Source organism: Stenotrophomonas sp. YIM B13575 (genome assembly GCF_042787595.1).
GTDB lineage: Bacteria > Pseudomonadota > Gammaproteobacteria > Xanthomonadales > Xanthomonadaceae > Stenotrophomonas > Stenotrophomonas lactitubi_B.
Genome location: NZ_JBHZOP010000172.1, coordinates 1 through 8,361, shown reverse-complemented (window position 1 = coordinate 8,361; position 8,361 = coordinate 1). Strand labels below are relative to the sequence as shown.

5 protein-coding genes are annotated in these 8,361 nt (G+C 66.1%); all 5 read left to right on the top strand.

Annotated features, from left to right (window positions below; all coding sequences use genetic code 11):
- Positions 1-273: 273 nt before the first annotated feature.
- The 5 genes from ACFX4F_RS20120 to lpdA all read left to right on the top strand — a co-directional run bounded on the left by ACFX4F_RS20120 (position 274) and on the right by lpdA (position 8,334).
- Positions 274-1,671, top strand: coding sequence for a JmjC domain-containing protein (locus tag ACFX4F_RS20120; RefSeq protein ID WP_380658088.1), 1,398 nt, complete (start codon positions 274-276; stop codon positions 1,669-1,671).
- Between the two features lie 3 nt (positions 1,672-1,674).
- Positions 1,675-2,577 carry a GNAT family N-acetyltransferase gene (locus tag ACFX4F_RS20115; protein WP_380658086.1) on the top strand — a complete coding sequence of 301 codons (903 nt, stop codon included), beginning with the start codon at positions 1,675-1,677 and terminating at the stop codon, positions 2,575-2,577.
- A gap of 186 nt (positions 2,578-2,763) precedes the next feature.
- Positions 2,764-5,595: a 2-oxoglutarate dehydrogenase E1 component gene (locus ACFX4F_RS20110; RefSeq protein ID WP_380658084.1), complete on the top strand. Its 2,832-nt coding sequence runs from the start codon at positions 2,764-2,766 to the stop codon at positions 5,593-5,595.
- Between the two features lie 39 nt (positions 5,596-5,634).
- Complete coding sequence (gene sucB, locus ACFX4F_RS20105) at positions 5,635-6,834, top strand: dihydrolipoyllysine-residue succinyltransferase (protein ID WP_099821127.1); 1,200 nt, start codon at positions 5,635-5,637, stop codon at positions 6,832-6,834.
- Positions 6,835-6,897: 63 nt separating this feature from the next.
- On the top strand, positions 6,898-8,334 hold the full coding sequence (lpdA, locus tag ACFX4F_RS20100) for a dihydrolipoyl dehydrogenase (protein ID WP_380658082.1): 1,437 nt from the start codon (positions 6,898-6,900) through the stop codon (positions 8,332-8,334).
- The last annotated feature ends 27 nt before the right edge of the window (positions 8,335-8,361 follow it).

Sequence of the window (8,361 nt, the reverse complement as noted above, 5' to 3'; positions counted from 1 at the left end):
CTGCGCGGGGGTGTCCGCCGCATGGATGCGGCGGCCAAGCTTACAGGGACGTACTTGCAGCGTCCCCCGCGCAGCCCACCCGCCCGGCCAAGCCCATGAAGCCGGTCGACTAACAGTCGACCCTACCAAGATGTCGCCACGAGGGGCTCAGCCGTTGGCCGGAACCCCGCGACAAACCACCGCACGTGCGCAATCCCAACGAACGTCGGACAATGGAGGCCTTGGCGGCCCGCCACGCCGCCCCTCCCGCTTTCCGCTGCAAGGAACTCCCCCATGGCCGCCCGCAAGTCCACCTCCCCCCTGATCGAAGTCACCGCCCGTCGTGGCCAGCCGCTGGGCATGTCCCCGGCCGTGTTCCTGCGCGACTTCTGGCAGAAACGCCCGCTGTTGATCCGCAACGCCTTCCCCGACTTCCAGACCCCGGTACAGCCGGAAGACCTGGCCGGCCTGGCCTGCGAAGAGGGCGTGCTGGCCCGCCTGATCGAGCATGACAAGACCCAGGACAGCTGGCGCGTGCGCAGCGGCCCGTTCCAGGAAGACATCTTCCCGGCCCTGCCCGACCACGACTGGACCCTGCTGGTGCAGGACGTGGACAAGTGGGACAAGGACGTGCGCGCCCTGATCGAACACTTCAGCTTCCTGCCGCGCTGGCGCATGGACGATGTGATGATCAGCTTCGCCGCCACCGGTGGCTCGGTCGGCGCCCATGTCGACCAGTACGACGTGTTCCTGCTGCAGGCCCATGGCCACCGCCGCTGGCAGATCGATGCCAGCGAATCGATCAAGGGCAAGCGCCCGCCGCTGGGCTTCCGTCCCGACGTGGAGCTGAAGCTGCTGGAAGTGTTCAAGCCGACCCACGACTGGGTGCTGGCGCCGGGCGACATGCTGTACCTGCCGCCGAACGTCCCGCATCACGGCGTCGCCGAAGACCCCTGCCTGACCTTCTCGTTCGGCATGCGCGCACCGTCCTCGGCCGAGCTGATCAGTGATTATCTGGACACGTTGATCGCCGACGCCGACGAAAACATCCGCTACCAGGATGCCGATCTGAAGGCACCGGCCGACCCGAACGAAATCGACACCGTGGCAATGGCGCGGGTGATCACCGCCCTCAACGCCATCCGCATGAACGATCCGGACAAGCTGGGTGACTGGTTCGGCCGCTTCATCACCACCTACCGCGCTGCCGGCGAGGTGATGGCCCACCAGGCCGCGCCGCCGCAGGAAGAAGTGATCGAAGCCCTGCAGTCGGGCCTGCTGCTGCAGCGTCACCCGTGGGCGCGCCTGGCCTGGCGCCGGGCCAAGCGCGGCGCCAGCCTGTATGTCAGCGGCCAGGACTTCGCCCTGCCGGTCAAGGACGCGCAGCGCCTGGCCGGTGCCGAGCAGCTCGACGCTGCCGCCTACCGCGGCCTGTCCGACAAGGGCCGCACAGTACTCCAGCAGCTGCTGGTCGGCGGCGTGTTCCAGCTGATCGATCCGAACGAGGTGTATGCCGAGGAGGAGGAAGCGGTGTTGGGTGAGGTGATCGAGGGCCGCGAGCAGGTCGAGGTCATCGACGCTGACGCCATGTCCGATGACGTCCACTTGGTGACCGTGCACGACGACGGCGTTGAAGTGATCGTCAACTTCGACGACCACGACGAAGACGACAGCGACCCCAGCCGCGGCTGAACCATGAGTCCGCTCCGGGTCCAGCAGGTACCCCACGCCGAGGCCCACGTCGCCATCCACGACGTGCGCCAACGGGTGTTCGTGCAGGAACAGGGCATCGACGCAGCCCTGGAGCGCGATGCCCTGGACCCGGTCTGCGCCCACGTGCTGGCGCTGGATGCCGACGGGCAACCGGTCGGCACCGGGCGGCTGGCGCCGGATGGTCGTATCGGCCGCATGGCGGTGCTGGCTGCGTATCGCGGCCACGGCGTTGGCGAGGCCCTGCTGGAGGCGCTGGTACAGGCCGGGCGCCAGCTCGGCCTGGCCGAGCTGCACCTGCATGCGCAGCTGCCGGCCCGCGACTTCTACGCCCGCCAGGGCTTCCTGCCGGAAGGCCCGGAATTCGAAGAAGCCGGCATCGGCCACCAGCAGATGCGGCGACGGCTGCAGACCACATCGGCCATCGACAGCCGCGCCGAAGCCGTGGCGATCACCACGGCGATCATCCACCGCGCCCGCTGCCGGCTGTGGCTGCACAGCCGGCAGCTGGACCCCGGCCTGCTGGATGCACCACCGGTACAGGCGGCCCTGCGCCGCTTCGTCACCGCCCGCCACGACAAGCAGCTGCGGGTGATCGTGCATGACGCCGCGGCCATCGCCAGCGCTGGTGCGCCGCTGCTGGCGCTGTTCCAGCGCCTTCCCAGTGTGATCCAGTTCCGCGAGGTGGCCGATCCGATCGATCGCGCCCTGGCCTCCGCCTGCCTGCTCAACGATGCCGGCGACTTCTACTTTCGTCTCATCGGTCATCGCCTCGACGGCGAATCCGCAATCGCGCTGCCGGCACGTTCGCAGCCGTTCGAGCAGCAATTGCAGCGCGTCTGGGACCGTTCGCGCGAATGCAGCGAATTGCGCGCGCTCGGCATCTGACCGCGACCGGCGCGCTCAACCTGTCTGGGACCGACACCGGGGGACGCCCGATGCCCTCCTCGCTGCCCCTTCGTGTCCGGATGGGGGTACAATTTGGCCGTTTGAACGCGCCCGTGCATGGCTATTCATCTTCGTGCCGGGTCCTTCTGAAGCCATACCCCACAAAGCGAATCAGCACCCTCCATCGTGGACAATCAACTGAAGCAGTTTGCGCAATCTTCGCAACTCGCCGGCGGCAACGCCTCCTATGTCGAGGACCTGTACGAGCAGTACCTGGTCTCCCCGGATAGTGTCGATCCCAAATGGAAAACCTACTTCGACGGCTTCAAGGGCCGCGAAGCAGGCGACATTCCGCACTCGGCCGTCATTTCCCATATCGCGGACGCGGCCAAGGATGCGCTGAAAGCAGGCACCGGCACCGGTGCAGGCGATGAGCGCGAGCGCAATGTCGGTCGCCTGATCACCGCCTACCGTTCGCGCGGTCATCTGGACGCCCGCCTGGACCCGCTGGGCCTGGCTGCTCCGGTCAACACCCCGGACCTCGGCCTGCCCTTCCACAACCTGTCCGATGGTGATCTCAACAGCGAGTTCAGCACCGGCGGCGTGGGCGGCCAGCCGCGCATGAAGCTGCGTGACCTGCTGGCGCGCCTGAAGGCGACCTACACCGGTTCGATCGGTGCGGAGTTCATGCACATCTCCGAGGTCGAGCAGCGCCAGTGGATCTACAAGAAGCTGGAACTGGCCGGTGGCAACTACCAGCTGGACGCTGACACCCAGCGCCGTACGCTGGAGCGCCTGACCGCCGCCGAAGGCCTCGAGCGCTACCTGCACACCAAGTACGTCGGCCAGAAGCGCTTCTCGCTGGAAGGCGGCGACTCGCTGATCCCGATGATGGACACCATCATCCGCAGCGCCGGCAAGGATGGCGTCAAGGACGTGGTGGTGGGCATGGCCCACCGTGGCCGCCTGAACGTGCTGGTCAACACCCTCGGCAAGAACCCGCGCAAGCTGTTCGACGAATTCGAAGGCAAGTTCGAGCACGACGAGCACGCCTCGGCCGGCGACGTGAAGTACCACATGGGCTTCTCCGCCGACGTGGCCACTGAAGGTGGCCCGGTCCACCTGGCGCTGGCGTTCAACCCGTCGCACCTGGAAATCGCCGACCCGGTGGTTGCCGGCTCCGTGCGTTCGCGCCAGGAACGCCGCAAGGACACCGCGCGCAAGCAGGTGATGCCGATCCTGATCCACGGCGACGCGGCCTTCTCCGGCCAGGGCGTGGTCATGGAGCTGTTCCAGATGTCGCAGGCCCGCGGCTTCGCCGTCGGCGGCACCGTGCACATCGTGGTCAACAACCAGGTCGGCTTCACCACCTCCAATCCGCTGGATACGCGCTCCACGCGCTATGCCACCGACGTGGCGAAGATGATCGCCGCACCGGTGCTGCACGTGAACGGCGATGATCCGGAAGCAGTGGTGTTCGCCGCGCAGCTGGCCTTCGAGTTCCGCCAGAAGTTCGCCAAGGACGTGGTCATCGACCTGATGTGCTACCGCCGTTGGGGCCACAACGAGGCCGACGAGCCGGCGATCACCCAGCCGCTGATGTACCAGGTGATCCGCAAGCACGCCACCACCCGCGAGATGTACGCCGAGCAGCTGGAAAAGGCGGGCGTGATCGCCGCCGGCGCTGGCAAGGCGATGGTCGATGCGTACCGTGAGAAGCTCGATGCTGGTGAAGTGACCACCGAGCTGGCCAAGGTCGAAAAGACCCCGCCGACCAGCCCGCTGTTCGTTGATTGGCCCAAGCTGCTGGAAGGCAAGCTGTCCGACCCGGTGTCGACGAAGGTCGACAAGGACAAGCTGGTCGCGCTGGCCAAGCTGATCAACACCGTGCCCGAAGAAGTGCAGCTGCACTCGCGCGTGTCCAAGGTGTACGACGACCGCCGCAAAATGGCTGCCGGCGAAATCCCGGGCGACTGGGGCTTTGCCGAGAACCTGGCCTACGCCACCCTGCTGGATGAAGGCAGTGCGCTGCGCCTGGTCGGCCAGGACGTCGGCCGCGGTACGTTCACTCACCGCCACGCGATCCTGCACGACCAGAAGACCGACAACTACTACCTGCCGCTGCGGCAGCTGGTGGATTCGCCGGAGAAGGCCACCATCATCGATTCGCTGCTCAGCGAAGAAGCCGTGATGGCCTACGAGTACGGTTTCTCGACCACCGATCCGAACACCCTGTGCATCTGGGAAGGCCAGTTCGGCGACTTCGCCAACGGCGCCCAGGTGGTGATCGATCAGTTCATCGCCGCCGGTGAAGCAAAGTGGGGCCGTATTTCCGGCCTGACCCTGCTGCTGCCGCACGGTTATGAAGGTCAGGGTCCGGAACACAGCTCGGCGCGCCTGGAGCGCTTCCTGCAGCTGTGCGCGCTGGAGAACATGCTGGTGGTGGTGCCGTCGACCCCGGCGCAGGCCTTCCACATGCTGCGTCGCCAGCAGCACCTGACCACCCGCAAGCCGCTGGTGGTGATGTCGCCGAAGTCGCTGCTGCGCCACAAGCTGGCCGTGTCGACCCTGGACGAGCTGGCCAATGGCGAGTTCCAGCACCTGATCGGCGATGCCACTGCAGATGCCAAGAAGGTCAAGCGCGTGGTGCTGTGCTCGGGCAAGGTCTACTACGACCTGCTGGAAGACCAGACCAAGCGTGGCCAGGACGACGTGGCGATCATCCGCGTGGAGCAGCTGTATCCGTTCCCGCGTGCGCTGCTGGCCGCCGAACTGAAGAAGTACGGCAAGGCCACCGACGTGGTGTGGACGCAGGAAGAACCGCAGAACCAGGGCGCGTGGTACCAGATCCGCCACCACCTGCAGTTCTGCCTGGCCGATGGCCAGAGCCTGCACTACGCCGGTCGCGCACGTTCGGCTTCGCCGGCTGCCGGTCACATGGCTGACCACGTCCGCGAACAGCAGCAGCTGGTCGCCGATGCACTGGTCAACCCGTTCAACGACTCGTTCGCTGAATAACTCTCCCCCTATTTAGAAGACAAACCAGGAAGCTCCCGCATGGCCACCGAAGTCAAAGCCCCGGTACTGCCCGAATCCGTCGCCGACGGCACCATCGCCACCTGGCACAAGAAGGTGGGCGACGCCGTCAAGCGCGACGAAAACCTGCTTGACCTGGAAACCGACAAGGTCGTCCTGGAAGTGCCGTCGCCGGTCGATGGCGTGATCAAGGAAATCAAGTTCAAGGAAGGCGACACCGTCACTTCCAGCCAGGTCGTGGCGATCATCGAAGAAGGCGCCGTGGCCGCTGCCCCGGCACCGGCTGCCGAAGAGAAGAAGGCTGAGGCCGCTCCGGCCGCTGCTGCTCCGGCCGCCGCCGCTGCGCCGGCCCCGGCTGCCAAGTCGGCTGCCGACGCACTGCCGCCGGGCGCCCGTTTCAGCGCCATCACCGAAGGCGTGAATCCGGCCGACGTCGATGGCACCGGCCGTCGTGGCGCCGTCACCAAGGAAGACATCGTCAACTTCGCCCGCAACGGCGGCGCCGGCAAGGCCGGTGGCGCACGTCCGGAAGAACGCGTGCCGATGACCCGCATCCGCAAGCGCATCGCAGAGCGCCTGATGGAGTCGAAGAACTCCACCGCCATGCTGACCACCTTCAACGAAGTCGACCTGTCCAAGGTGTCGGCGGCGCGCAAGGAACTGCAGGACGAGTTCGTCAAGGCACACGGCATCAAGCTCGGCTTCATGAGCTTCTTCGTGAAGGCCGCCGCCAATGCGCTGCAGCGCTTCCCGCTGGTCAATGCCTCGATCGACGGCGACGACATCATCTACCACGGCTACTCGGACATCTCGATCGCCGTGTCGACCGAGAAGGGCCTGGTCACGCCGGTGCTGCGCAACGTCGAGCGCATGTCGTTCGCCGACATCGAAAAGACCATCGCCGACTACGCCAAGAAGGCCCGTGACGGCAAGCTGAGCCTGGAAGAACTGCAGGGCGGCACCTTCACCGTGACCAACGGCGGCACCTTCGGTTCGCTGCTGTCGACCCCGATCATCAACCCGCCGCAGAGCGCCATCCTCGGCATGCATGCCATCAAGGAGCGTCCGATCGCCCAGAACGGCCAGGTCGTGATCGCGCCGATGATGTACCTGGCGCTGTCCTACGATCACCGCATCATCGACGGCAAGGACTCGGTGCAGTTCCTGGTGGACATCAAGAACCAGCTGGAAAACCCGGGCCGCATGCTGTTCGGCCTGTAAGAGACCTCCCGCCCCTCCGCGCCTGCGCGGAGGGGTTCTGGTAATGCAACAAGGACTATTTCAATGGCTGAACAATTCGACGTCGTCGTCATCGGTGCCGGCCCGGCCGGTTACCACGCTGCCATCCGCGCGGCCCAGCTTGGCCTGAAGACCGCCTGCATCGACGCAGCGCTGGGCAAGGACGGCAAGCCGGCCCTGGGTGGCACCTGCCTGCGCGTGGGCTGCATCCCGTCCAAGGCGCTGCTGGATTCCTCGCGCCAGTTCTGGAACATGGGCCACATCTTTGGCGACCACGGCATCAGCTTCAAGGATGCCAAGATGGACGTCGAGGCGATGGTTGGCCGCAAGGACAAGATCGTCAAGCAGTTCACCGGCGGCATCGCCATGCTGTTCAAGGCCAACAAGGTCGCCGCCTATTACGGCTTCGGCGAACTGCAGCCGGGCAACGTGGTCAAGGTCTCCCAGCATGACGGTTCGGTCGTCGAGCTGAAGGGCACCAACGTCATCATCGCCGCCGGTTCGGATTCGATCGAACTGCCGTTCGCCAAGTTCGACGGCGACACCATCGTCGACAACGTCGGCGGTCTGGACTTCACCGAAGTGCCGGCGCGCCTGGCCGTGATCGGCGCCGGCGTGATCGGCCTGGAACTGGGCAGCGTGTGGAAGCGCCTGGGTTCGGAAGTGACCATCCTGGAAGCGCTGCCGGACTTCCTGGCGGCGGCTGATACCGAAGTGGCCAAGACCGCCGCCAAGGAATTCAAGAAGCAGGGCCTGGACATCCGCCTGGGTGCCAAGGTCTCCAAGGCCGAAGTGACCGGCAAGGGCAAGAAGAAGGAAGTCGCCCTGACCTACACCGACGCCGAAGGCGAGAAGTCGCTGGTGGTGGACAAGCTGCTGGTGGCCGTCGGCCGTCGCGCCGCCACCAAGGGCCTGCTGGCCGAAGGTACCGGCGTCAAGATCAACGAGCGTGGCCAGATCGAAGTCGACGCGCACTGCCACACCGGCGTCAACGGCGTCTGGGCGGTCGGTGACTGCGTGCGCGGCCCGATGCTGGCACACAAGGGCTTCGAGGAAGGCATCGCGGTTGCCGAGCTGATCGCTGGCCTGCCGGGCCACGTCAACTTCGACACCATTCCGTGGGTCATCTACACCGAGCCGGAGCTGGCCTGGGTCGGCAAGACCGAGCAGCAGCTGAAGGCCGAGGGCATCCCGTACAAGGCCGGCAGCTTCCCGTTCGCCGCCAACGGCCGTGCCGTGGCGATGATCGAGCCGGCAGGCTTCGTGAAGGTTCTGGCCCACGCCGAAACCGATCGCATCCTGGGCATGCACCTGGTCGGCGCCAACGTGTCCGAGCTGGTGCACGAAGGCGTGCTGACCATGGAGTTCAGCGGTTCGGCCGATGACCTGGCGCGCATCTGCCACGCCCACCCGTCGCTGTCGGAAGTGGTGCACGACGCGGCAATGGCCGTGAGCAAGCGCGCGATCCACAAGGCGAACTGAGCCATCTGGTAGTGCCGGCCCCGGGCC

Bases quoted from the DNA above. Each gene is read 5' to 3' on its own strand.
- ACFX4F_RS20120 (WP_380658088.1), top strand. From the start codon at position 274: ATGGCCGCCCGCAAGTCCACCTCCCCCCTGATCGAAGTCACCGCCCGT.
- lpdA (WP_380658082.1), top strand. From the start codon at position 6,898: ATGGCTGAACAATTCGACGTCGTCGTCATCGGTGCCGGCCCGGCCGGT.
- sucB (WP_099821127.1), top strand. From the start codon at position 5,635: ATGGCCACCGAAGTCAAAGCCCCGGTACTGCCCGAATCCGTCGCCGAC.
- ACFX4F_RS20115 (WP_380658086.1), top strand. From the start codon at position 1,675: ATGAGTCCGCTCCGGGTCCAGCAGGTACCCCACGCCGAGGCCCACGTC.